The organism is Nocardia sp. NPDC041819, assembly GCF_055590505.1.
The window spans coordinates 25628-49260 of record NZ_JBVJAP010000013.1; the positions used below are offsets into that span (position 1 = coordinate 25628).

At 69.6% G+C, this 23633-nt stretch carries 24 protein-coding genes; 14 read left to right on the forward strand and 10 right to left on the reverse strand.

The genetic code is table 11. The annotated features are described in order from the left end of the window. Window positions 1–57 precede the first annotated feature (57 nt). Entirely contained in the window at window positions 58–1185 is a 1128-nt protein-coding gene (locus ACZ6DL_RS29030; protein WP_466055844.1) for a glycosyltransferase, read from the forward strand. A gap of 114 nt (window positions 1186–1299) precedes the next feature. Continuing rightward, window positions 1300–2139 carry an SDR family oxidoreductase gene (locus ACZ6DL_RS29035; protein WP_466055846.1) on the forward strand — a complete coding sequence of 280 codons (840 nt, stop codon included), beginning with the start codon at window positions 1300–1302 and terminating at the stop codon, window positions 2137–2139. Here the strand turns inward: ACZ6DL_RS29035 and soxR are convergent. Continuing rightward, entirely contained in the window at window positions 2108–2596 is a 489-nt protein-coding gene (soxR, locus tag ACZ6DL_RS29040; protein WP_040869825.1) for a redox-sensitive transcriptional activator SoxR, read from the reverse strand. The two genes, ACZ6DL_RS29035 and soxR, sit on opposite strands and share 32 nt — an antisense overlap. 134 nt (window positions 2597–2730) lie before the next feature. Here soxR and arcA point away from each other — a divergent pair, with 134 nt between their 5' ends. Both arcA and ACZ6DL_RS29050 read left to right on the forward strand, forming a co-directional pair. Continuing rightward, window positions 2731–3987 (forward strand): arginine deiminase, encoded by a 1257-nt coding sequence (arcA, locus tag ACZ6DL_RS29045; RefSeq protein WP_040869824.1) that lies wholly within the window; start codon window positions 2731–2733, stop codon window positions 3985–3987. 8 nt (window positions 3988–3995) lie between these two features. Next, window positions 3996–4355, forward strand: a complete 360-nt coding sequence (locus ACZ6DL_RS29050) for a GntR family transcriptional regulator (protein ID WP_063052633.1) — start codon at window positions 3996–3998, stop codon at window positions 4353–4355. 5 nt (window positions 4356–4360) lie between these two features. On the opposite strand, the gene ACZ6DL_RS29055 is transcribed toward ACZ6DL_RS29050, so the two are convergent. Then, window positions 4361–5986, reverse strand: coding sequence for a dolichyl-phosphate-mannose--protein mannosyltransferase (locus ACZ6DL_RS29055; RefSeq protein WP_466055849.1), 1626 nt, complete (start codon window positions 5984–5986; stop codon window positions 4361–4363). A 172-nt stretch (window positions 5987–6158) separates the two neighbouring features. On the opposite strand from ACZ6DL_RS29055, the gene rsmI reads away from it, so the two are divergent. Both rsmI and ACZ6DL_RS29065 read left to right on the forward strand, forming a co-directional pair. After that, the gene (gene rsmI, locus ACZ6DL_RS29060) at window positions 6159–6998 is read left to right on the forward strand and encodes a 16S rRNA (cytidine(1402)-2'-O)-methyltransferase (RefSeq protein ID WP_466055851.1); all 840 of its coding nucleotides are present in this window, start codon (window positions 6159–6161) and stop codon (window positions 6996–6998) included. A gap of 76 nt (window positions 6999–7074) precedes the next feature. Further along, complete coding sequence (locus tag ACZ6DL_RS29065) at window positions 7075–7827, forward strand: isocitrate lyase/PEP mutase family protein (RefSeq protein WP_393233662.1); 753 nt, start codon at window positions 7075–7077, stop codon at window positions 7825–7827. An 80-nt stretch (window positions 7828–7907) separates the two neighbouring features. Here the strand turns inward: ACZ6DL_RS29065 and ACZ6DL_RS29070 are convergent, their stop codons facing one another. Beyond that, the gene (locus tag ACZ6DL_RS29070; protein WP_062972630.1) at window positions 7908–8576 is read right to left on the reverse strand and encodes a TetR/AcrR family transcriptional regulator; all 669 of its coding nucleotides are present in this window, start codon (window positions 8574–8576) and stop codon (window positions 7908–7910) included. 223 nt (window positions 8577–8799) lie between these two features. Next, window positions 8800–10386, reverse strand: coding sequence for a methionine--tRNA ligase (gene metG / locus ACZ6DL_RS29075; protein ID WP_466055854.1), 1587 nt, complete (start codon window positions 10384–10386; stop codon window positions 8800–8802). Window positions 10387–10457: 71 nt separating this feature from the next. Between metG and ACZ6DL_RS29080 the strand changes: the two genes are divergently transcribed. The 4 genes from ACZ6DL_RS29080 (at window position 10458) to rsmA (ending at window position 13542) form a co-directional block, all read left to right on the forward strand. Continuing rightward, complete coding sequence (locus ACZ6DL_RS29080) at window positions 10458–11285, forward strand: TatD family hydrolase (protein ID WP_357122007.1); 828 nt, start codon at window positions 10458–10460, stop codon at window positions 11283–11285. Window positions 11286–11348: 63 nt separating this feature from the next. Then, complete coding sequence (locus ACZ6DL_RS29085) at window positions 11349–11480, forward strand: hypothetical protein (RefSeq protein ID WP_466055856.1); 132 nt, start codon at window positions 11349–11351, stop codon at window positions 11478–11480. 2 nt (window positions 11481–11482) lie between these two features. Further along, window positions 11483–12610: a transglycosylase family protein gene (locus tag ACZ6DL_RS29090; RefSeq protein ID WP_466055858.1), complete on the forward strand. Its 1128-nt coding sequence runs from the start codon at window positions 11483–11485 to the stop codon at window positions 12608–12610. Between the two features lie 50 nt (window positions 12611–12660). Beyond that, window positions 12661–13542: a 16S rRNA (adenine(1518)-N(6)/adenine(1519)-N(6))-dimethyltransferase RsmA gene (gene rsmA / locus ACZ6DL_RS29095; protein WP_466055860.1), complete on the forward strand. Its 882-nt coding sequence runs from the start codon at window positions 12661–12663 to the stop codon at window positions 13540–13542. 70 nt (window positions 13543–13612) lie between these two features. On the opposite strand, the gene ACZ6DL_RS29100 is transcribed toward rsmA, so the two are convergent. Further along, a complete protein-coding gene (locus tag ACZ6DL_RS29100; RefSeq protein WP_062972683.1) occupies window positions 13613–13819 on the reverse strand; it encodes a heavy-metal-associated domain-containing protein in 207 nt (68 codons plus the stop codon). A 102-nt stretch (window positions 13820–13921) separates the two neighbouring features. Beyond that, window positions 13922–15724 (reverse strand): ABC-F family ATP-binding cassette domain-containing protein, encoded by a 1803-nt coding sequence (locus ACZ6DL_RS29105; protein ID WP_466055862.1) that lies wholly within the window; start codon window positions 15722–15724, stop codon window positions 13922–13924. Between the two features lie 164 nt (window positions 15725–15888). On the opposite strand from ACZ6DL_RS29105, the gene ACZ6DL_RS29110 reads away from it, so the two are divergent. Further along, window positions 15889–16845 (forward strand): LLM class flavin-dependent oxidoreductase, encoded by a 957-nt coding sequence (locus ACZ6DL_RS29110; protein ID WP_466056072.1) that lies wholly within the window; start codon window positions 15889–15891, stop codon window positions 16843–16845. 93 nt (window positions 16846–16938) lie between these two features. Here ACZ6DL_RS29110 and ACZ6DL_RS29115 read toward each other — a convergent pair whose 3' ends face one another. Next, the gene (locus ACZ6DL_RS29115) at window positions 16939–17874 is read right to left on the reverse strand and encodes a 4-(cytidine 5'-diphospho)-2-C-methyl-D-erythritol kinase (RefSeq protein ID WP_062972681.1); all 936 of its coding nucleotides are present in this window, start codon (window positions 17872–17874) and stop codon (window positions 16939–16941) included. Window positions 17875–17964: 90 nt separating this feature from the next. Further along, the gene (locus ACZ6DL_RS29120) at window positions 17965–18717 is read right to left on the reverse strand and encodes an SDR family oxidoreductase (RefSeq protein ID WP_466055865.1); all 753 of its coding nucleotides are present in this window, start codon (window positions 18715–18717) and stop codon (window positions 17965–17967) included. 76 nt (window positions 18718–18793) lie between these two features. Between ACZ6DL_RS29120 and ACZ6DL_RS29125 the strand changes: the two genes are divergently transcribed. Next, window positions 18794–19387 carry a TetR/AcrR family transcriptional regulator gene (locus ACZ6DL_RS29125; protein ID WP_466055866.1) on the forward strand — a complete coding sequence of 198 codons (594 nt, stop codon included), beginning with the start codon at window positions 18794–18796 and terminating at the stop codon, window positions 19385–19387. Here the strand turns inward: ACZ6DL_RS29125 and ACZ6DL_RS29130 are convergent. Next, complete coding sequence (locus ACZ6DL_RS29130) at window positions 19384–20277, reverse strand: Abi-alpha family protein (RefSeq protein ID WP_357952906.1); 894 nt, start codon at window positions 20275–20277, stop codon at window positions 19384–19386. The genes ACZ6DL_RS29125 and ACZ6DL_RS29130 overlap by 4 nt on opposite strands. Beyond that, window positions 20268–21590: a DUF445 domain-containing protein gene (locus ACZ6DL_RS29135; RefSeq protein WP_391464118.1), complete on the reverse strand. Its 1323-nt coding sequence runs from the start codon at window positions 21588–21590 to the stop codon at window positions 20268–20270. The genes ACZ6DL_RS29130 and ACZ6DL_RS29135 overlap by 10 nt, the downstream gene beginning before the upstream one ends. A 192-nt stretch (window positions 21591–21782) precedes the next feature. On the opposite strand from ACZ6DL_RS29135, the gene ACZ6DL_RS29140 reads away from it, so the two are divergent. Next, complete coding sequence (locus ACZ6DL_RS29140) at window positions 21783–22661, forward strand: Abi-alpha family protein (protein WP_393233692.1); 879 nt, start codon at window positions 21783–21785, stop codon at window positions 22659–22661. A 443-nt stretch (window positions 22662–23104) separates the two neighbouring features. Continuing rightward, the gene (locus tag ACZ6DL_RS29145) at window positions 23105–23632 is read left to right on the forward strand and encodes a nuclear transport factor 2 family protein (protein ID WP_157114124.1); all 528 of its coding nucleotides are present in this window, start codon (window positions 23105–23107) and stop codon (window positions 23630–23632) included. Window position 23633: the final 1 nt, after the last annotated feature.

A 23633-nucleotide genomic window follows, 5' to 3' on the forward strand; every position in this document is an offset into this window, starting at 1 on the left:
ACGCCCGTTCACGCACCGTTGGGCACGGGTGCCCCGATGCGCTGCACGATCGGCCGCGTGCGCATAGTTCAGCTTGCGAACTTCTACGGCCCGCGTTCGGGTGGGCTGCGCACGGCGCTGCACCACCTGGGAGAGGGATACGTCGCCGCCGGACACGACGTGGTACTGATCGTGCCGGGTCCGCGCCGGTCGGAGGAGATCCTGCCCACCGGGGTCGCGCGGATCACGCTGCCCGCGTTGGCCATTCCGTGGACGGGTGGCTACCGTGCGGCTGATCCACGCCGGGTGGCCGATGTCCTGGACGGATTGCGGCCCGACGTGCTCGAGGTGTCCGACCGGCTGACACTGCGCGGCTTCGGCCGCTGGGCTCGGCGGCGCGACGTGACCGGCGTGATGATCTCGCACGAGCGGCTCGACCGGCTGCTCGGTCAGGTGCTGCCCGGTCCGCTGGCGCGGCGCTGCGCCGACGCGGCCAACCGGCACACCGCCACCGACTACGACATGGTCGTGTGCACCACCGAGTTCGCCCGCGAGGAGTTCCTGCGCATCGGCGCGGCGAACGTGGAGTTGGTCCCGCTCGGGGTGGACCTCGAGCTGTTCAGCCCGCACCGGCGCGATCGCAGGCTGCGCGCCGACCTCGGCGTGCCGGGTCATCCGCTGCTGGTGCACTGCGGCCGATTGTCGGTCGAGAAACGGGTGGATCGCAGCATCGAGGCGATCGGCGCGTTGCGAGACGCGGGGGTCGAGGCGCGGTTGGTCGTCGCCGGGGACGGTCCGCGCCGGGACGCGCTGCAACGGCGGGCCCGCGCGCTGGCCCCGCTGCCGGGCGGGGTGCCCGCCGTGCACTTCACCGGCTTCATCACCGAGCGCGCGATGGTCGCCAAGCTGCTCGCCACCGCGGATGTCTCGCTGGCGCCGGGCCCGCACGAGACCTTCGGCCTCGCGGCGCTGGAAGCGCTCGCCGCGGGCACACCCGTGGTGGCCAGCCGATCCTCCGCCTTGGCCGACATCGTGACGGCCGACTGCGGCGCGGTGGCCGCCGACCATCCCTCCGCGTTCGCGGCGGCGGTCAGCGACGTGCTGGCCATGCCGCAGGCCGGTCGCCGCCGCGCCGCCCGCAGCCGCGCCGAGCAGTTCACTTGGCCGCGAGCCGTCGCGGGCATGCTCGCGGTCCTGGGGCGATAGCGGCGTCCCGGTCGGCGACCGCCCACTGGACTACCCTGCGGGGAACCGATTCGGCGATTCGAGATGGGATGCGCGGTGCTGGGTAGAGGTCGTGTGCGAGCGGGGCGAACGACGATGCGCGATGCGAAGGTTCTGGTCACGGGTGCGGCGAGCGGCATCGGCCGGGCCACCGCGCTGGCCGCCGCCGCGGACGGCGCCGAGCTGGTGCTCACCGACATCAATGCCGAGGGCCTGGACGCCACGGTGACCGACATCCGCGCCGCGGGCGGTCGCGTCGCCCTGGCGGAAGCGCTGGACATCACCGACTACGACGCGGTGCGCGCCTTCGCCGACCGGGTGCACGCCGAACTCGGCAGTCTGGACGTCGTCATGAACATCGCGGGCACCTCGGTGTGGGGGACCGTGGAGAACCTGGAGCACAAGCACTGGCGGCGCATGGTGGAGGTCAACCTGATGGGCCCGATCCACGTCATCGAGACCTTCGTGCCGCCCATGGTGCGCGCGGGCAAGGGCGGTGCGCTGGTCAACGTGTCCTCGGCGGCGGGGCTGCTCGCGCTGCCATGGCACGCGGCCTACAGCGCGGGCAAATACGGCATTCGCGGCGTGTCGGAGGTGCTGCGTTTCGATCTGGCGCAACACGGCATCACGGTGCACTTGGTGGCGCCGGGCGCGGTGAACACGCCGCTGGTGCAGAGCGTCGAGCTGGCCGGGGTGAACAAGGAAGACCCGAAGATCAAGCGGCTCACCGCGGCTTTCGCCGAGCACGCGGTGCCGCCGGAACGGGTGGCCACCGCGATCCTGCGCGGGATCGAACGCAACCGGTTCCTGGTCTACAGCTCATTCGACATCCGCTTCGGATATTGGTGGGCACGCAAATTCGCGTTCCCCTACGAGTTCGTGATGCGGCGCACCAGTGCGCGTTTCAGCAGGCTGCTGGCTTCGACGGGCAGTTGAGCTGTACGTCGAGCACGCGGGCGCCCGGACCCTCGGCACCGAGCCGGTCGTGCTCGTTGACCAGGCGGCAGCTGCCCAGCGACAGGCAGCCGCAGCCGATGCAGCCGGTGAGGCTGTCGCGCAGGCGGATCAGCTGAGTGATCCGGTCGTCGAGATCGGCGCGCCAGACCGTGGAAAGGGCCTCCCAGTCGCGCCGGGTGGGGGTGCGGCCCTCTGGCAGCTGATCGAGTGCGGCCCGGATCTCGCTCAACGGTATGCCGACGCGCTGGGAGATGCGGATGAACGCCACGCGGCGCAAGGTCTCGCGGGCATACCTGCGCTGATTGCCGCTGGTACGTCTACTCGTGATGAGCCCCTCGCGTTCGTAGAAGTGCAACGCGGAGACCGCGACTCCACTACGCTCGGAAAGCTGCCCGGGGGTCAGCTCCTTCGCCCGCCAATCGGCTGCTGTCGACATGCACGCTCCTCCCAATCACCTCAACAATACTTGAGGTACGGATGTGCCGGGACCGGATTCGGTGATCGCGGACGATCGGCATCCGAAGCTGGGAATTCCGTGCTCTCCTGGCCTCGGCGCACTACGGTCTGATCATGGGAGCAGATGCTGTATCCGCGCGGGAGGGTGCGCGCCTGGCCGTGACGTCCGAAGTCGGCACGCTGCGCACGGTGCTGCTGCACCGGCCGGGCAACGAGTTGCGCAGGCTCACCCCGCGCAACAACGATCAGCTGCTGTTCGACGGCATCCCCTGGGTGGAGCGCGCGCAGCAGGAGCACGACGCCTTCGCCGAGGTCCTGCGCGGCCGCGGCACCGAGGTGCTGCTGTTGTCGGACCTGCTCGCCGAAACCATCGAGGTCAGCGGCGCCGCCCGCATCCAGGGCATCGCCGCCGCGGTCGACGCGCGCAGGCTCGGGCACACGCTGGCCGACGAACTGGCCGCCTTCCTGCGCGGTGTGCCCGCCACGGAACTGGCCGAGATCCTGGTGGCGGGAATGACCTTCGACGAGTTGCCCTTCGGGCCCGATGCCACCTCGCTGGTGCGCCGTATGCACCACGGCGGCGACTTCGTCATCGATCCGCTGCCCAATCTGCTGTTCACCAGGGACTCCTCGTTCTGGGTCGGTCCGCGTGTCGCGATCACCTCGCTCGCGCTGCCCGCCCGCGGCAGGGAAACCTCGCTGACCGACCTCATCTACGCCTTCCATCCCCGGTTTCTCGGGGTGCGTCGCGCCTACGAATCGCACACCGCTCCGATCGAAGGGGGCGACGTGCTGCTGCTGTCGGAGGGTGTGGTCGCGGTGGGCGTCGGGGAGCGCACCTCGCCCGCGGGTGCGGAAGCGTTGGCGCGCAGCTTGTTCGACGACGACCTCGCGCACACCGTGCTCGTGGTGCCGATCGTGCAGACCCGCGCGACCATGCACCTGGACACGGTGTGCACCATGGTCGACGCGGACGCCGTCGTGATGTATCCGGCGGTGCGCGAGTCGCTGTGCGCCTTCACGATCCGCAAGGAGGACGATTACGGCGGACGGTCCGGCAGCGGCCGGGTCGGCATCAGCGGCCCGGACCCGTTCCTGCCCGCGGCCGCCGAGGCCATGGGCATCGGCAAGCTGCGGGTGATCGACACGGGGCTGGACGGCGTCACCGCCGAACGCGAGCAGTGGGACGACGGCAATAACACCCTCGCCCTCGCTCCCGGCGTGGTGGTCGCCTACGAGCGCAACGAGATGACCAACGCCAGGCTGGAGGACGCGGGCATCGAGGTGCTGCGCATCCCCGGCTCCGAGTTGGGCTCCGGCCGCGGCGGACCCCGCTGCCTGTCCTGCCCGTTGTCCCGAGACGACTTGTGAGCGCGGGCATGTTCACCGTCACGGTCTCCCACGAATCCGCTGTGCCGCCCTACGAGCAGCTACGCCTCGCCGTCATCGCCCAGGTGCGCTCCGGTGAGCTGACGGCCGGAACCAAGATCCCGACCGTCCGCGCCCTGGCCGCCCAGCTCGGCCTCGCCCCCAACACGGTGGCGCGGGCCTACCGTGAGCTGGAGGCCGACGGCGTGGTCGAAACCCGGGGCAGGCAAGGCTCGTTCATCGCGTCATCCGGCGACCCCACCCGCGACGTCGCGGGCCGCGCGGCCACCGCCTACGTCGCGACAGTGCGCAGATTGGGATTGGACGACGCCACGGCCCTGCGTTACGTGCAGGCGGCCTTGGAAGGGTGAGCCCCTTACCGCCAGCTTGGCAGCCAGAGATGGTCGTGCCAATTGCCCGGGGTGATCGGGAGGGCGGTGAGAATCGGCCAGAGCCAGATGAAGTTGGCGATCACCAGGCCCAGGTAGAGACAGACCGCGAGCAGTCCGAGGCTGCGCCGTTCGTTCGGCGGGGCGGGTAGATAGGTCCCGGCGGGGCTGCGCGGAATGGTGCTCGGGTGCGCCGGGCCGAGCACGTCGCCGAGCGCCAGCGCCACGCCCATCACCAGGAACGGGGCCATCGGGACGGCGTAGAAGTAGTACATCTGCCGGTCGAGCGTGGCGAACCAGGGCAGCAGCGCGGCGCCGTAGCCGACCAGCACGGCGCCGTAGCGCCAGTCGCGACGGGTTACGGCGCGCCACAGCATCCAGGCCAGCACCGGGCCCGCGACCCACCAGATGGCGGGCGTCCCGATCAGCATCACGGCCTTCACGCATTGGGTCTGGCCGCAACCGCTGACGCCGCTGTCGGCGTAGTAGTACAGCATCGGCCGCAGACCCATGGGCCAGGTCCATGGTTTGGATTCCCACGGGTGATGGTTGCCCGCCGAATTGGTCAGCTCCGTGTGGAATTCCAGCGACCTTGCGTTGAAGAACCAGAGCGAACGCAGCGCGCCCGGCGCCACATGCGACCAGAATCCGCCGGTACCGATCGGGTCGGTCGGCGCGGACGGATTGCCCGGCATGTACCGGTACACGCCCGTCTCGCTCGCGAACCAGGCCCAATAGCCGGCCAGATAGACGCCGAGGGGCACGAGGACCAGCGCGTAGAGCGCGGGCCCGATATCGCGCAGCGCGACGCCGAGCCAGGGACGGCGCACGCCGTAGTCGCGCCGCGCCGCGAGATCGTAGTAGACGCTCAGCAGGCCGAAGGCGGCGATGAAATAGACGCCGGACCATTTGGTTCCACAGGCCAGGCCGAGCAGCACGCCCGCGCCGAAGCGCCACCAGCGCACCCCGAGACGCGGCCCCCAGTCCGTCACGCCGATCCGGCCCTCGGCGTCCGCGCGGGCGAACCGGGCGCGGACCTCGTCGCGATCGACGATCAGGCAACCGAAGGCTGCGGTGACGAACAACCCCATGAAGATGTCGAGCATGCCGATGCGCGAGGACACGAAGGTGAGCCCGTCGGCGATCAGCAGGATGCCCGCGATCGCGCCGATCAGGGTGGAGCGCGCCATCCGGCGCACGATCCGGATGACCAGCAGCACCAGCACGGTTCCGGCCAGCGCGGCGGTGAAGCGCCAGCCCCAGCCGTTGTAGCCGAACATCGCCTCGCCGATCGCGATGAACTGCTTGCCGACCGGAGGATGCACCACCAGCCCGTAGCCGGGGTTGTCCTCCACCCAGCCGCCGGTGAGCATCTGCCAGGCCTGCGGGGCGTAGTGCTTCTCGTCGAACACCGGGGTGCCTGCGTCGGTCGGGTAGTTGAGCATCGTGAAGCGGGTCACCGCCGCGATCGCGGTGAGGAACGCGGTCACCAGCCAGCCGCGCAGGCGGTCGTCGGGCCCGAAGTCGGGCGGCGGCCGCAGCGGGCCCGGGCTCGACCAGGAGGGCACGGTTCCGAACCGTGCGGTCGCGCGCTGGTCGGTCACCTGGGTCACGCCCCGATCGTATGCTGTGCCGCCTCTCCGAGTATTCAGGCCGTACGCGTTGGGTGGTTTCGCCGGGACCGGAATACGCTACGAACCGATTTCCTCAGCACACGGGTAGCTCGCGAATCTCTCGACACCCGACTCGGACGGCCTGACTACTCGGAGAGGCGGAACAGCGACAGTGACGACGGGCAGGCTGGTGCTCGCGGCGACACCGATGGGCGACATCGGGGATGCCTCGCAGCGCCTGCGCGAGGGACTGGCGACCGCCGACGTGGTGGCCGCGGAGGACACCCGGCGCACCAAGTCGCTGGCCAAGGCGCTGGGCGTCGAGATCGCCGGCCGGGTGGTGAGTTTCTACGACCACGTCGAGGCCGCGCGGATCCCGATGCTGCTCGAGGAGATCGCCGACGGCCGCACGGTGCTGCTGGTCACCGACGCGGGCATGCCGTCGGTGAGCGATCCCGGCTACCGCATGGTGGCGGCGTGTGTCGAGCGCGACCTGCCGGTGACCTGCCTGCCCGGCCCCTCGGCGGTGACCACGGCACTCGCGCTGTCGGCCTTGCCGGTAGAACGGTTCTGCTTCGACGGATTCCCGCCGCGTAAATCCGGCCAGCGCCGGGAATGGTTGCGCACGCTGGCCGCCGAATCACGTGCCTGCGTCTTCTTCGAGGCGCCGCACCGGCTCGCCGACTGCCTGGCCGACGCGGTCGAGATCCTCGGTCCGGACCGCCGCGCCGCCGTCTGCCGGGAGCTGACCAAGACCTACGAGGAAGTGGTGCGCGGCACGCTGGCCGAACTCGCCCAGTGGGCAGTCGAGGGCGCGCGCGGCGAGATCACGGTGGTGCTGGCGGGCGCCCAGCCTTCCGCCGCCGACCCCGCGGACCTGGTCGACGCCGTCGAATCGCTGACCGCCGCGGGCGCGCGCCTCAAGGACGCCTGCGCGGAGGTCGCCGCCGTCCACGCCGTTTCCCGTCGCGAACTCTACGACGCGGTTCTCACCGCGCGCCGCACCTCGTAGGCCGACGCGTCCCTGTGAGGTTTCGCTCCGCCGCGGGTAGTCGACCCGAGGTGGTGCGGCGGGCATGATCATCGGTATGACTTCTCTGGAGAGCAAGGCCACGACGTTCCTCGGATTGCACGTGCCGGGGGACCCCGGAGTCTTTCCCACGGTGTGGGATGCCTGGTCCGCGAAAGTCGCCGTGGCGGCGGGCTTTCCGGCCCTGACGGTCGGCAGTCACCCGCTGGCCGACTCGATCGGCCGCGAGGACGGGGAGAAGATGACGTTCGACGAGTCGATGACCCGGGTACGGCAGATCACGGCCGCGGTGGACGTTCCGGTATCGGTCGACATCGAGTCGGGCTACGGGCAGGAGCCGGCCCGGCTGGTCGACGGGCTGCTGGAAGCGGGTGCGATCGGGCTCAACATCGAGGACACGGTGCACAGCGAGGGCAAGCGGCTGCGCGCGGCGCAGGAGCACGCCGACCTCGTGCACGGCCTGCGCGAGGCCGCCGACGCGGCGGGTGTGCACCTGGTGATCAACGCGCGCACCGATCTGTTCCTGCGTCAGGACGGCGAGGCTTCCGATCGCGTCGACCGTGCCATCGAGCGCCTGAAGCTGGCCGCCGAGGCGGGCGCGGACGTGCTGTTCCCGGTGGGCCGCCACGCCGAGGCCGACATGCGCCGTCTGACCGGTGAATTGCCGCTGCCGATCAGCGCCACCGTCGCGCCGGACCAGGCCGACAAGGCCGCCCTCGCCGACCAGGGCGTCGCACGGATCACCTTCGGCCCCTTCCTGCAAGCCGTGCTGACCAAGGAGATCGAGACCTTGCTCGGCCGCTGGAAGTGAGACCCGCGGCCGGTACCCCACCGGACGACGGGTGGGTTACCGGCCGCGCCCGGTGAGAGCCCGCACGGCAGTCGCGGTATTCAGGACGGAACCGCCAGCCCCAGGGCGGTCATGACGAACTCGACGAACAGCGGCGCCAGATCCGGCACCCGCGCGGGTCCGTCGGAGACGATCACCCGCCGTGTCCGTTCGCCGATCGCGTCCGGGATCAGGGCGATCAGCCCGTCGGAGAGTTCCGGGAGCGCGGGGTCCGCCGCGCGAGCCTGGTCGTAGAACACCCGATACAGCTGGGCGAACCGGTCGACGGCCAGGTCGCGGTAGCCCACGGCGTCCTGATTCACCTTGAACGACTCCACCAGCACCAGCCGGGCGAAATCCGGCTCGGTGGCGACGGTCCGGCAGAAGGTGACCACGATGGATTCGATCTTCGCGTAGGCGTCGGCGTCCGGCGGCAACTGGGCGAGTTCGTCCGCGATCCGGGTCGCCATGATGTCGACCCCGGTGTGCACCGCCTCGGCGAAGCACTCCTCTTTGTTGGCGAAGTGGTCGTAGAAGGTGGTGCGCGAAACCCTGGCTCTGGCAACGATGTCAGTGAGTGTGGTGGCCGGGTAGCCCTTGCTGTCCACGGATTCCACCATCGCCTCGACCAGCCTGCCGCGTTGCGACGTGAGCACGGCTTCGCGTGCCGCCCGATGCCGCTCGGCGAAACCGGACCGGTGAACGGATGCCGTCGCGTGCTGCTGGCCCATGTGTGCCCTCTCTGTGCCGGAACCGATCCCGAACGGAACGTCGTCGTACCGATCGCACACGGTCCGGGGTGTCGCCAGGCCGCGAACCGGTGTTTCATTATCCGACAACGCATTCCACGGTGGGAAGGCAGGTGGATCCACCCGTGGGCATGGTGCCGCGCAACACGGCGAAAGTGTTGTGCGCCTTATCTTTCCGGCCCGCCGCGACGCTGGGCCGAAGCGATCAGTCCTTCGGCTCGATGTACTTGGGGAACACCGGTTCCGGCGCGGGCAGCGTCAGTCCGGGCTCGATCGGGGTGGCGATATCGGCGAACGTCCGGCTCTGTTGTCCCAGTTGGTCGAGGATGCGGCTCGCCGACCCCGGCAGTACCGGCTGCACCAGGATCGCGACGATGCGCAGCACTTCCAGCGTCACGTACAACACGGTGGCCTCGCGGGCGAGATCCTCCGGCGTACCGGACTTCGCCAGCGCCCACGGCGCCTGCGCGGAGAAGTACCGGTTGGTCTCGCCCAGGGTCAGCCAGATCGCCTCCAGCGCGAGATGCATCTGCTGCGCGTCGAACTCGGCCCGGCAGCGATCCAGCAGACCGCCCGCCAGATCCAGCAGCGCGCGGTCGTCATCGATGAACTCGCCGGGGGTCGGCACCACGCCGCCGCAGTCCCGTGCGACCAGCTTGGTGCTGCGCTGCACCAGATTGCCGAACTCGTTGGCCAGGTCGCTGTTGATCCGGCCCACGATGGCCTCGTGGCTGTAGCTGCCGTCCTGGCCGTAGGAGATCTCGCGCAGCAGGAAGAAGCGCACCGCGTCCAAGCCGTAGTTCTCGACCAGTTCCAGCGGGTCGACCACGTTGCCGACCGACTTGGACATCTTCTCGCCCTTGTTGTACAGGAACCCGTGCACGAACACGCGTTTGGGCAGCTCGATGCCGGCCGACATCAGGAACGCGGGCCAGTACACCGTGTGGAACCGCGTGATGTCCTTGCCGATGATGTGCACATCGGCAGGCCAGAACTTGCCGAAGGCGGCGGAGGAGGTGTCGGGGAATCCGACGCCGGTGATGTAGTTCGTCAGCGCGTCCACCCACACGTACATGACGTGGTCGGGGTGGCCGGGCACCGGCACACCCCAGTCGAAGGTGGTGCGCGAGATGGAGAGGTCCTTCAGGCCCGCCTTGACGTAGCTGACGATCTCGTTGCGCCGGGTGGCCGGCGCGATGAACTCCGGGTGCTCCTCGTAGAGCGCCAGCAGCTTGTCCTGGTAGGCCGACAGCCGGAAGAAGTAGTTCGACTCCTCGGTCCAGGTGACCGGCGTCTTGGACTCGGTCGAGATGCGGGTGCCGTCCTCCAGCACCGTGGTCTCCTCGTCGGTGTAGAACGCCTCGTCGCGCACCGAGTACCAGCCCGAATAGTTGCCCAGGTAGATGTCGCCGTTGGCCAGCATCCGCTCCCAGATGGCGACGCTGGCGGCGTGGTGGTCCTCGTCGGTGGTGCGGATGAACCGGTCGAAGGAGATGTCGAGCGTCTTGTCCATCGCCTCGAACACGTCGGAGTTGCGCGCCGCGAGCTCTTCCACCGGGAGGCCCTCGGCGGCCGCTGCCTGCTGCATCTTCTGGCCGTGCTCGTCGGTGCCGGTCATGAAGAACACGTCGTAACCGTCGAGGCGCTTGAAGCGGGCGATGGCGTCGGCCGAGATGTACTCGTACGCGTGCCCGATGTGCGGCGCGCCGTTCGGGTAGGCGATGGCCGTGGTGATGTAGAAGGCGGGGCGGTCAGCTTCGCTCATGGTGTGTCTACTGTAATGCGCGTGCATTCTTTCGCTCGCGTGAATATGCCCTGCGCCGACGCGCGGGTCCCCGCCTCCGCGCCGCGCGGTGGCCGCCGATGAGCGCAGGACGTCCCGCGCCGGAGCTGCCCGAGCCGCTGGCGCCGATCGTGGACGCGCACACCCACCTGGACGCCTGTGGAGCGACCGACGCGGCGTCCACCGCCGCGATCGTCGACCGCGCCGCCTCGGTCGGCGTCGGCCGAGTGGTCACCGTCGCCGACGACCTGGCCGCCGCGCAGTGGGCGGTGCGGGCCGCGCACTGGGACGATCGCGTGTACGCCGCCGTCGCGCTGCATCCGACCAGGGCGAACGCACTCGACGACGACGCCAAGGCCGAGCTGGAGCGCCTGGCCGACGACCCGCGGGTGGTCGCTGTCGGCGAGACCGGCCTCGATTACTACTGGCCGGGCAAGCTGGACGGCTGCGCCGACATCGAGACGCAGATCGACGGTTTCCGCTGGCACATCGACCTGGCCAAGCGGGTCCGCAAGCCGCTCATGATCCACAACCGCGAGGCCGATCACGACCTGCTGACCGTGCTGCTGGACGAGGGCCCGCCGGATCGGGTGATCTTCCACTGCTTCTCCTCGGACACGAACATGGCGCTGTCCTGCGTGGCCGAGGGCTACATCCTCAGCTTCTCCGGGACGGTGAGCTTCAAGAACGCGCACGAATTGCGGGAAGCGGCGAAGGTGGTGCCCGACGACCAGATCCTGGTCGAGACGGACGCGCCGTATCTGACCCCGCATCCGTTCCGCGGAGCGCCGAACGAGCCGTATTGCCTGCCGTACACCGTGCGGGCGCTGGCCGAGGTGCGCGGCCAGGATCCGCTGGAACTGGCGAAGATCACCACGGACAACGCGCGGCGCGTCTACCGGCTCTGAGCGCCGCGCCCGCATACCCGCGGGGGCCCACGGATGCCCGGAATGCATCGGTGTATGCGAAATGTGTCCTATGTCACTTTCGGTGTTCCGTTTCGTGATTTACCTGCGGGGTCGATATTTGATCGTGATATTGAAAAGGCGCTGTTCCTGAGCTTGCTGTTGTCCGCCCCCGCCCCCCTCGTTATCGTGCTGTGACCATGTCCCCCTTCACGCGGATCAACCAGTCGCGTTCGCCGCTGCTGCACATCGCGGTCGGCGCGCTGCTGCTGACGCTGATCATCGGCGCCGGCCTCGCGATCGTGAATCGCAAGACGGTGACCGTCGTCGTGGACGGCGAGAAGCTCTTCCAGACCACGATGTCGCGCGACGTGCGGGGTGTGCTGAAGGCCGCGGGCTTCGCCGTGACCGATCGGGACAAGGTGGCGCCCGCCCTGGCCGCGCACATCGGCGACGGCGCGACCATCACGCTCAACCGCGCCCGCGAGGTGGATCTGTCCGTGGACGGGATGACGCAGCGGGTCTGGACCACCGGCGTGACCGCGGGCGAGGCGCTCGAGCAGTTGAAGATCTCGAAAGAGGTGTACGTCTCGCCCGCCCGCGATGAGCGGCTCCCGTTGCAGGGCGCCACGCTCATGATCGCGACCCCGCGCGTGGTCTCGCTGGTCGACGGCATCGGTAGCCCGGTGGATGTGCGCGCCGCCGCCCCCACCGTCGGCAAATTCCTCGAGGTGGCGGGCATCCCGCTGATCGAGCAGGATTCCGTCGAACCGGCCGCGTCCACCCCGGTGACGAACGGCTTGCGCGTCACCGTGACGCGCAAGCGGGTAGAACAGCACACCGAGACGCTGCCGCTGGACCCGCCGGAGAACGTCATCGAAGACCCGACCATGAACATGAGCCGCACGGTGGTCGAGTCACCCGGCGCTCCCGGCGTCCAGGACGTCACGTTCGCGGTCACCATGGTCAACGGCCAGGAAGTGGACCGTCAGGCGGTCGGTTCCACGGTGACCGTGGCGGCGCAGCCGAAGACCGTCCGCAAGGGCGCCAAGCCGGGCACCGAGGTGCCGCCGGTGCGCGACGGCGCGATCTGGGACGCGCTGGCCCGCTGCGAGTCGACCGGCAACTGGTCGATCAACACCGGTAACGGCTACTACGGCGGCGTGCAGTTCGACCAGGGCACCTGGGAGCGGCAGGGCGGGCTGCGGTATGCCCCCCGCGCCGACATGGCCACCAGGGAAGAGCAGATCGCCATCGCCGAGATCACCCGCCAGCGGCAGGGCTGGGGCGCGTGGCCCGCCTGCACCGGCCGGCTCGGTATCGGCTGACGCTCCACCGGACGCCGGGGGCGTCGCGGCGCGGTTGATAGATTCTCGAGGTGTCCGAACCTGAAATCTCCGCTCGTGGAAGTGCGGCGCTGCTCGGGCCCGCCGAAGTGCGGGTGCTCGCCGAGCGGCTGGGGGTGCGGCCGACCAAGCAACTCGGGCAGAACTTCGTGCACGACGCGAACACGGTGCGGCGGATCGTCGCGGCCGCCGGGGTAGGGCGCGGGGACGTGGTGCTCGAGGTCGGGCCCGGTCTCGGTTCGCTGACCCTCGCGCTGCTGGACGTGGTGGACTCGGTGGTCGCGGTCGAAATCGATCCCGTGCTGGCGCGCCACCTTCCGATGACGGTCGCGGACCGGGCGCCGGATCTGACGGCGCGCCTGTCGGTGGTCGAGGCGGACGCGCTGCGCGTCACCGCCGCGGATCTGCCCGCGGCGCCGACCGCGCTGGTGGCCAATCTCCCGTACAACGTGGCAGTGCCCGTGCTGCTGCATCTGCTCGCCGAATTGCCCAGCATCGCAGTCGCTTTGGTCATGGTGCAGGCGGAGGTGGCCGATCGGCTTGCCGCCGCTCCCGGCAGTCGCACCTACGGCGTGCCCAGTGTGAAAGCGGGCTTCTTCGGGACGGTCCGGCGTGCTGGGGCGGTGGGCACCCAGGTGTTCTGGCCGGTTCCGCGAGTCGAGTCGGGGCTGGTCCGGATCGACCGCTACGCCCAGCCCCCGTGGCCGATGGACGCCGAGCATCGCCGCCGCGTCTTCGCGGTCGTCGACGCCGCGTTCGCGCAGCGCCGCAAGACCCTTCGCGCCGCGCTCGCCGGCTGGGCGGGCTCGCCCGCCGAAGCCGAGCGCCGCCTGCTCGCCGCGGGCATCGCCCCCACCGCCCGCGGCGAAACCCTGGACACCGCCGCCTTCGTCCGCCTGGCGGCCCCGGCGTAGCACTGCGCACAAGGCAGTGGCTCCCCGTACCGGCATCGGCCGGAGCGAGGAGCCACGCGAACGGTCCGGATCAGACGGCGACTTCGTAGCCCGCTTCGTCCACCGCGGCGACGATGTCGGCGTCGGCGATCGGCGCGGTGCTGTCGACGCGGACGGCGCCGCTGGCAAGATCCACATCCACGCCGGTCACGCCGTCGATCTTGCCGATCTCGGTCTTGACGGAGCTGACGCAGTGCCCGCAGGTCATCCCCGTGACGGTGTAGGTGGTAGTGGGCATGTCCGACTCCTTCGCATCCAAATTCTCATACGGCCGGGGGGTACCTCGACCACCTCCGAAAGATACCCCCTATGGGTATGAGTTCGCAAGGGTGCCGCGAACTCACACGTCGTCGGCCAGTTCCAGCCAGCGCTCCTCTGCCGTCTCCTTCTCCGCGAGTACCTGCTTGAGTTCCGCGCCCAAGGTGACCAGCTTGTCCGGCTCGGTGGCCGCGTCGGCGAGCGCCGAGTGCAAGCGCTGCTCGCGTTCGGAGAGCTTGTCGATGGCGCGTTCCAGCCGGGTGAGTTCCTTGCGGGCCGCGCGGTAGGTGGCGGAGTCGGTGGCCGGTGCGTCGGCGGGCTTGGCCTCCGGCGCGGCGGCGCGGCTCCGGCTCGCCGTGATGGCCGCGCGCCTGGTGAGGTACTCCTCGATGCCCCCGGGCAGGTTCGTGAGCTTGCCGTCGCCGAACAGCGCCCAGGTCGAGTCGCAGATCCGCTCGATGAGATACCGGTCGTGGCTGATCACGACCAGCGTGCCCGCCCAGTTGTCGAGCAGGTCCTCCAGTTGTTGCAGGGTGTCGATGTCCAGGTCGTTGGTCGGCTCGTCGAGCAGCAGCACGTTCGGCTCGGACATGAGGATGCGGGTCAGTTGCAGGCGCCGCCGCTCGCCGCCGGACAGGTCACCGACCGGGGTGCGCTGGCGGGCGGGGGTGAAGCCGAGCCGCTCGGCCAGCTGGCCGGCGGAGACCTCCTTGTCGCCCAGCATGATTCGCTGTGCGACCTGCTGCACCGCCTCCAGCACCCGCAGGCCGGTCGGCAGGTCGTCGAGTTCCTGGCGCAGCCAGCCGATCTGGACGGTCTGGCCCTGGACGCGCTTGCCCCCGGCCCAGATCGCGCCGGTGTCTCCGGCCAGAGCGCGCAGCAACGTCGTCTTGCCCGAGCCGTTGACGCCGACCAGGCCGACGCGCTCGCCCGGCGCCAGCCGCCAGGTCAGGTCCCGCACCAGTTCCCTGCCGTCCGGGGTGGTGAGCGTGGCGTCTTCCAGCTCGACGACGACGCGGCCGAGGCGTTTGCGCGCGAAGGCCGCCAGCGAGACGCTGTCGCGCGGCGGCGGCACGTCGGCGATCAGGGCCTCGGCGGCCTCGACTCGATAGCGCGGCTTGGAGGTGCGCGCCTGCGGGCCACGCCGCAGCCAGGCCAATTCCTTGCGGGCCAGATTGCGCCGCCGGGCCTCGGACGCGTCCGCCTGGCGGGCGCGCTCGGCGCGGGCGAAGATCCAATCGCCGTAGCCGCCCTCGTAGCTCTCGACCTTGCCGCCGACCACTTCCCAGGTGTTGGTGGCGATGGTGTCGAGGAACCAGCGGTCGTGGGTCACCACGACGAGGGCGCTGCGGCGGCCGAGCAGATGCGCGGCCAGCCACTGCACGCCCTCCACGTCCAGGTGGTTGGTCGGCTCGTCGAGCACCAGCAGGTCGAGTTCGCGCACCAGCGCGGCGGCGAGCGCGACCCGGCGGCGCTCGCCGCCGGAGAGATTGTCCACCGAGGTGTCCAAGCCGAGATCGGCGATGCCGATGCCTTCCATCACCGAGCGGATGCGCGGGTCGGCGGCCCACTCGTGTTCGGCGACCTCGTCGGTCATGGCGTCGTCGGCCAGCCCGGCCAGCACCACCGAACCGACCGTCGCCCCCGGCGGCAGCACGCCGCGCTGGGTCACCACCGCCATGCGCAGGCCGCCGAGCCGGCTGACTCGGCCGCTGTCCGGTTCCTCGATACCGGTGAGCACCTCGAGCAGGGTGGTCTTGCCGCCGCCGTTGAGGCCGACGACTCCGATCCGTTCGCCCGCGTGCACGCCGAGCGAGACGTTGTCCAGCAGCGGCTTGATCCCGAAGCTCTTGTGGACCTGTTCGAGATTGATCAGGTTGGACATGGATCCTTCCGTGTCTTGCGGGAGCGCTCCGATGAGCGCCCCGGGCCAGCGTACCGACCAGGGCGGGGCGTCCGTTCGCCCGGCGAGCAGCGGGAGAGCTTGCGGGACGAACAATGTTCGTTTAGATTGATCGGTGAACGAACACTGTTCGTTCCATGTAACCGATCCGGCGTTCCCCAGAAGTACAGCCGCAGAGTGGGACGCCCACCTCGCCTCGAGGTGTCGGCGGGCGGCACCCGTCCCATTCCGCATCGCTTCCCTGGAGGAATTCCATGCACGTCGGCCTCGGCCTGCCCATTTCCGATCCCGCCGCCCTGCTCGACTGGGCCCGGCGCGCCGACGCGGGCCCGTTCCGCACGCTCGGCCTGCTCGACCGGCTGGTCTACGACAACCCCGAACCGCTGATCGCGCTGGCCACGATCGCCGGCGCGACCAGCCGCGTCAAGGTGCAAACCGAAGTGCTGCTCGCGCCGCTGCGCGATCCGGTGCTGCTCGCCAAGCAGGCCGCCACGCTCGACCGGATGACCGGCGGACGGCTGGTGCTCGGCCTCGGCGTCGGCGGACGCGCCGACGACCACCTCGCCTCGGGCACCGACCTGCGCACCCGCGGCCGCCGCCTCGACGAGCAACTCGCGCTCCTGCGCCGCCTGTGGGCGGGGGAGGCCTACAGCGACGAGTGCGGGCCGATCGGCCCCGCGCCGCTGCGCCCGGAAGGGCCCGAGATCCTGTTCGGCGGTTTCCAGCCCGCCGCGCTCGAACGTGTCGGGCGGTTCGGCGGCGGATTCCTCGCCGCCGCGCCGCCCTCCTGGGCGGGCAACCTCTTCGATACCGTGCGCCGTTCCTGGGTCGACCACGGCCGCTCGGGTGAGCCGAGGATCGTCGCCCAGGTCAACGTGGCTCTCGGCCCTGATCACGTCATCGAGGACGCCCGCGCGTCGATGGGCGCCTACTACGCGTTCAGCGATTACGCCGAGGGCTTCCTCGCCGGAATGCTCACCACGCCCGCGCAGATCCGCGCCACCATCGCCGAATTCGGCGATCTGGGCGCGGACGAGGTGATGTTCTACTGCTACGGGCGCGATGCCGATCAGGTCGATCGGCTCGCCGACGCCCTGCCCTGAGCAACGCCTTCGTGCAGCGGCGGAGGACTGGACGCTTCTGTCCTCCGGTCGCTGCCGGTCGGGCGCCTCAGTCCGTCGGCGAGGCGCTGCCGGTCAGTGCTTCCCCGACGGGTCGGCGCTGAGAATGCGCGCGCCCGGCACGGGTCCGCCGGCCGTCCGCACGCTGCGGCAGACGCCCGCGCCCGCGAGTTCGGCGGCCACCGAGATCGCCGATTCCTCGCTCTCGCACAGGAACGCGCACGTGGGCCCGGAGCCGGACACCAGCCCGGCCAGCGCGCCCGCCGTGACGCCCGCCCGCAGCGTGCGGCGCAGTTCCGGCTTCAGCGACACCGCCGCCGCCTGGAGGTCGTTGCCGAGCAAGGGTGCGAGCTGGTGCGCGTCGCCGGAGGCCAGGGCTTGCATCAACTGCTGCGGTTCGCCGACCCGAGGCGGATCGCCGTGCTCGCGCAACCGGTCGAGTTCGGCGAAGACCGCTGGCGTGGACAGGCCGCCTTTGGCGAAGGCGAGCACCCAGTGAAAGGTATTGCGCGACAGCACCGGCAGCAGGCGCTCCCCGCGGCCGGTGCCCAGCGCGGTGCCGCCGTGCAGGGCGAACGGCACATCGCTGCCGAGTTCGGCCGCCACCGCGCTCAGTTCCTCCCTGGACAGTCCCAGGTCCCACAGCTCGTTCAGCCCGACCAGCGCGGCGGCGGCGTCGGCGCTCCCGCCCGCCATACCCCCGGCTACCGGAATGCCTTTGGCGATGGCGATTTCCACCAGGGGAGCGCGGCCGCCGAGGTGTGCGAGCCGGACGGCCGCCTTCCAGACCAGGTTCGTCCGGTCGGTCGGCACGTCCGCGGCGCCCTCTCCGGTGACCCGGACGGCCAGCGAACCCGAGGGGGAGATCTCCAGATCGTCGCTCAGGGACAGCGCTTGGAACACCGTGGTCAGGTCGTGGTAGCCGTCGGCACGCAGGTCGCCCACTCCGAGATGGAGGTTCACCTTCGACGGCGCCCGCACGGTGACGGGACTCGGCACAACTGACAGCACGGTGCTCAAGCCTAATGGGAGCGGCCGGGCGATGCCGTTCCGTAGCGGGCGTCGCGAAAAGGAACCGGGGGCGGGGCAATCCCCTGGCCGTTACAGCAGGCCGCCGCCGGTGGCGTCGATCCACTGCCCGGTCACCCAGCGCGCCTCGTCGGAGGCGAGGAATCCGACCACGTCGGCGACGTCGGCGGGCTGCCCCACTCGTTTCAGCGGGGACATCGCCGCCACCGCCGCCTGGCTTTCGGCGTTGCGCAGCCAGTTCGCGTTCATGTCGGTGTCGATGATGCCCGGCGCCACCGCGTTCACGGTGATGCCGCGCGCCCCGACCTCCTTGGCGAGCACGCTGGTGAAACTGTCGATCGCGCCCTTGGTCATGGTGTACGCGATCAGCTGCGGCATGTACGCGCCGTGGGTCAGGCCGGTGGAGATGTTGACGATCCGCCCGCCCGGCCGCAACCGATCCAGGCCGAGACGGGTGATGAAGAAGGGTGCCTTGGCGTTGATCGCGAAGACCCGGTCGAACGCCGCCTCGTCGGTCCCGGCGATCGGCTCCCGGATGCCGTCGGTGCCGGCATTGTTCACCAGGATGTCCAGGCCGTCGGCGTGCGCGTCGAAGGCCGCCCACAGCGCCTCGGCGTCACCGGGCACGCCCAGTTCGGCGCGAATCGCGAATGCCGCGCCGCCCGACGCCTCGATCGCGGCCACGGTCGCCTTCGCGGCCTGCTCGTCGCTGTTGTAGTGAACCGCCACCCGTGCGCCGTCGCGGGCCAGTCGTTCGGCTATCGCCCGGCCGATACCCCGGCTGCCTCCGGTCACCAGTGCCGTCTTGCCCGTCAGTGCGCCCATCACGGGCCCCTTTCTCTAGCGGTCGCTACAGAAAGGAAGGTAGCACATTCTCTAGTGACCGCTATAAAATTGCGGCATGAGTACCACGACCCGCGGGCGGCCCCGATCCTTCGACCGGGACGCCGCGCTGGAGAAGGCCATGCGGCTGTTCTGGGAACGCGGGTACGAGGCCACGTCGATCGGAGACCTGACCGCGGCGATGGGCATCGGTGCGCCCAGCCTGTACGCGGCGTTCGGGGACAAGAAGACGTTGTTCGCCGAGGCCGTCGCGAAATTCGGCGCGCGCTACGGCGGATTCGTCACGCGAGCGCTCGCCGAGGAGGGCACCGCCGACGCGGCGGTCCGGCGCATCCTGCGGGAGGCGGCGGTGGAGTACACCCGGCCGGAGTGCCCGCACGGCTGTCTGGTGATCAGCGCGGGCGTCAACACCACGAGCGCCGAGATCGCCGATTTCCTGCGCGACATGCGCAACCGGAACATCGACGCGTTCGCCGCGCGCATCCAGGCCGACATCGACGCGGGCGTCCTGCCGCGTCACCTCGACGCGCGCACGCTGGCCCGCTATGTCGGCACGGTGATGCAGGGAATGTCCCAGGCGGCGCGGGACGGCGCGAGCCGGGCCGAATTGCAGCGGGTGGCCGAGCTGGCGCTGCGCGGCTGGGAACCCTAGTGCCCCGAGGCGCGTCCGTCCTGCACCACCACGGGCAGGCAGGTGCGCACGAAGTCCGCGCCGAAGTCGGTGAGCACCACGCTGCGGTAGATCACCTTGGTGCCGAAGCCGGACCGCTTCAGCATCTCCCGCACCGGTGACTGCGCCTCCAGCAGCTGATACCGGTTCGGATTGCCGACCGGCTCGCGCGCGTGCTCGACCAGGCCCAGTCTGCGCAGGTTGGTCAGGTACTGCTGGATCCGGTTGGGGAAGCGCAGGCCTGCGTGCTCGCCGATCAGGGTGAGCATCGAGCCGAGGCGTTCGGAACCGAGCGCGCGCGGGCGTCCGGTGCGGATGTCGATCGAGGGCTGCGGCCCGTCCAGATGCAGGAAACGCAGGATGCGCGCCTCGTCGGGGGTCAGCTCGGCGAGCATGCCCGCGAAGGCCGGATGGTTGTCGTCCTCGCCGTGCGGGCTCGCCGACAACCGCAGCAGCGCGGCGCCCTGCTCGCGCAGCGTCGGCACGGCATCCTGCGCGGGCGGTTGCGCGGCGGCGGACAGGCCGAGCGCTTTGCGCATCGCGTCACGGACTTCGGACTCCGCCTCGGCCAGCACTTCTCGCGGCGGCGCTCCCTCGATGCTGCGCCGCACGACGGTCGAGGTGACGTCGACCGCGGTGCCGACTCCCCAGGAGGTCACCCCGGTGACGGCGGTCCACGCGACCCGTGCGACGCCCGTCGCGGCGCGCACGGTGGCCACGGGAACCGTGACCCGTCTTGGTAATTCGTCGGTGTGAGCGATGTCCGAAGCCGGCCGCCGGGCGATCTCCTGCGATGGCCCGGCATTCGCCGCCGTCGCGTCGAGGTGCTCGACGGCCTCGAGATCGCCGTCGTCCGGACTCGCTACAGCCATGATGTCGCCACTCCCGTTCCGAAGATCAGGATATGAGCGTATCCGGCGAAGAGCCCCAGCACGCCGCCATGGACGAAAAGGAGCCATTCATCCTGTTTGATGGCCGCGCGAAGCATGTCGACGAAGTCCGGCGGCGACAACATCGCCATCTGCCTGGCGATGTATTCGTTGATCTGCCTGCCCTGGCGGACATTGAACTCCGGGTCCGCGAACGCGATCGGCGCGATGGACATGGCTTCGTTGGTGAAGGTCGATTGCAACGAGTCGTATTCGCGGCTGCCGAGCATGAACTTGACCGCAGGACGCGCGGGGCCGAGCGCGCGGTCGGCGGCCGGGCGCAGCGTGTCCTCCAGCATCTGCATGGTGCGGTCCGAGCGCGGGCCGTTGAGCAACTCGTCGCCGATATTCGCCACGGTGATCACCTGGCTGGAAACCAATTCCGCGTATCCGTCGGTGATTTCGGACTTGCGTTTGATCAGCAGGCCCTGCCGCCACGGGACCCACCACTTCGGATATGCGGGCGCGAAGATCATATTGATGCCGATCCAGTTGACCACCCAGCCGATGATCACGCCGCCGATCGGCAGCACGACCAGGCTGGACCAGCCGCTCAGATGCAGGACGGCCACCAGCAGCACGCCCATCGGCGCGCCGAAGTAGAAACCGAAGTTCTGCATGAATCGCAGTTCCTTCGCGCCGAGCACTTGGAACAGCGTGTTGAGCAGATGCGGCCGGGCCTGGAAGTAGCGGATCACCATCTGCTTCACATCGAGCAGCTGATCGATATTCGCGCCTAATTCCTCGGTCAGCTCACGCAGGATCTCCGGCAGCTGCTGGCGCACCCTGGCATGCACCATGTCGCGCACCTGGGCGGGCAGGTTGTACCAGAGCTGAGGATGCTCGCGGCGCAGGATGTCCTCGACGATGTCTTTGATCTGCGCGTCGGCGATGCTGGTGAGATGCTCGGCCAGCTTGTCCGGCTCGAGCTCCCGGTAGAAGTCGGCTACGCTGCCCAGCTTGGCCAGGCCCTTGTCGACCGCGATGCTCGCCATCTTGTCGGCGCGCGACGGGACGATGCCCTGCCACCCGAACCGGCCGTCATAGCTGAGCAGCGGGAGGACCTGAATTCGCTTGGGCAGGAATGGATACAGCGCGCGCAGACCGGGAACTCGGACACCGTGGAAGGCGACCGGCTTGAACAGCATGAGCACGCCGGTCCAGTTGGTGATGTAGCCGATCACGCCGGTGAAAAGCGGTATGGTCACGAGCTCGAGGAGGATCGTGGGGTGGATTCCGAATACGCTCTCTAACACGACACCCTCCTGCCGATACACCGGTGATCGCCGCCTCACCGGCACCCAAAACTAGCACCCCCTCCTCGAGGAAACCCTATTGCGCGCCGCGTGCCGGTCGCACTGTCCGAGTCAGGCGGTGCGAATGACCCGCGACACAAGGGGAAGTAATCTGTGGAGCGGATTCGTTCCCCCGGCGATATCGGAGAAAACGTGGCAGACGACAGGACCGGACAGGACGTGGCACGGCCAGGTTCCCGCGCCGTCGAGCGCAGTTCGGATGTCGAACAGCGGCAGATCAGCAATGAGGCCCGGCTGATCCGCGGCGTGTTCCGCGCGGCAGGAGTGGCCGCGGGCACCGTCGTGCGCGGAAGCCAATGGGCGGTCGGCACGACCTACGAGGTCACCAGGGAGATCACCCAGGCCGCACTGGACGGGGAGTCCTCGGCCGAGATCGCCGAGCGGACCGGAAACGCGTTGCGTTCCATCGCCCGCAGCGCCCTCGGCGTCACCGAGGGCTCGGTCCGGGAGATCGTCAGCTACGTCCCGACCTCCAACGGCCCCACCTCGCAGCAGCCGCTCGCCGTCGGCCCCTACCTGCGTTCGGCGAGCACCGAGGAATTGCGCCGCCGTGGCGACGCGCTGCTGGCCAGGTCCGCCGACGTCTACTTCACCGAGGACGTACACCCGGCCTACGACCGCATCCTCGACGAACTCGCTCCCGACGAGGCGCGCATCCTGCGCTTCATGGCGCTCAACGGCCCGCAGCCCGCGGTCGACGTGCGCACCAACCGGCCGCTGGGGATCGGCTCGGAACTGGTGCAGGGCGATCTCACCTCGGTGCCCGAGCAGGCCGGCGTGCGCTACCCCGACCGCGCGCGGTCCTACCTGATCAATCTCAATCGCCTCGGGCTGACGCTGACCTCGGACGATCCGGTAGTGCTGAGCCGGTACATGGTGCTCGAGGTGCAGCCCGTGGTGGAGGCGGCGCTGAAGAAGGCGGGCCGGGCGCCGAAGATCGTGCGCAAGAGTCTCCGGCTGACCGAGTTCGGCGAGGACTTCTGCCGTACCTGCTTCACGATCGGAAGCTGACCCGAAGTTGATCTTGACCGGAATGTTCCGCTCGCCGTGATAGCAATCTGATACAACCCTCCCAATCCGGCACTCGGAATGGGATTGTTGAGGGTATGGATCAGCGAACCGGCGGGCAGGGGCGCGGCGACCCAGGTTTGGGCATCGCTGGGCAAGTGCGTAACGACCGGGGCACGGGCTCCGGTGGGCCGCAGCGCGACGACCTGGGATTTCCCCCGGGTGGCCAAGAGCGCGGCGGGGTGGACATCGATTCCGGCATACCGGAGCCGGAGGAACGAGATTTCGACCCGGTCGGTGCGGGTCCGAACCGCGACAGGCGGGCGACCAGCGCCGGTGAAGGGGATGCGGACGCCGAGGACCGGCTGCGCTTCGACGCGGGAACCATCGACTTCGGGCAGGTGCGCGACGATCCGCGGGCGGGCCGCGGCCGCGACGAGCGGGAGCTGGACGACGTCTCGGCGATCTCCCGGCTGAAGTACCGGTACCTGCGCACCCTCGACACCAAATCCTGGGATGACTTCGCCGACACCATGGTGCCCGAGGCGACCGCGACCTACAGCGAATATCTGCAGTTCGAGTCGCGCGAGGCGTTCATCGCGTTCATGCGCAACACGCTCGGGCCGCACGTGATCACCGAACACCGCTGCGACCACCCGGAAATCGATGTGGACGGCGACACCGCGACCGGCACGTGGTACCTCGCCGACACGGTGCTCATTCCGGGCCACAACATGCTGCTGCGCGGCGCGGCCTTCTACACCGACCGCTACGTCCGCTGCGACGACGGCCACTGGCGCATCTCGCACACCGGCTACGAACGCACCTATGAAGTGGTGCTCTCCCTCAGCGACCTGCCCAGCCTGCGGCTGACCTCGAGCCGCTGGGGCCTGATCGCGAAAGAAGACGGCATCTCTTCGATCGAACGCGACCCAGGGGCCCCGCCGATGCGGCCGGAGTCCGAGGCCGGCTGAC